General features: G+C 38.7%; 1 protein-coding gene. It reads left to right on the top strand.

Features of this window, described 5'->3' with window-relative positions; genetic code table 11:
* Positions 1–121: 121 nt before the first annotated feature.
* On the top strand, positions 122–509 hold a 388-nt coding region (locus R7190_RS31080), incomplete at its 3' end, for an outer membrane beta-barrel protein (protein WP_318138368.1).

Genomic DNA, 509 nt, shown 5'->3' with positions numbered 1-509 from the left:
AAAAAGGTCGCCTACACTAGCGACCTTGGGGATTCGTACAACGAGCGTTACGTTAAATATTCGCTATTAACGATACTCCCATGCATGCATAATATCTCCAAATCAACTATAAGGACTTAAAGTGAAAAAACTGATTTTACTAGCACTCTTAAGTGCAAGTGCAAGTGCAAACGAGGTAGACCATTTTTATGTCGGCGGCAATTTACTTGTAGGTCACAATACTGAGTTAGATGCTGGTATTGCAACTATTGATGAAAGCAACGACTTAGGTGGAGGGGTGTATGCTGGTTATAATTTTGCAGTTCACCCTAATGTAGATTTAGGTGTGGAGTTAGAATACCAACATTTTGGTGAAGCTGAATTTAATGAAGATGCCAGTGTTAAAGGTGATGCCTTTTATATTAACGCACGCCCTAAGTTTATAGATAAAGGTAATAAATTATATAGCGCACTCATTCTTGGCGTTGGTTCATTAAAGGGCGAAACCAACGTCTTCGGTATATCTGAAT

It is taken from the genome of Vibrio sp. 1078-1 (assembly GCF_033340475.1).
Note: the sequence above shows the minus strand (reverse complement) of the source record. Positions and strands in the feature narration are given on the sequence as shown.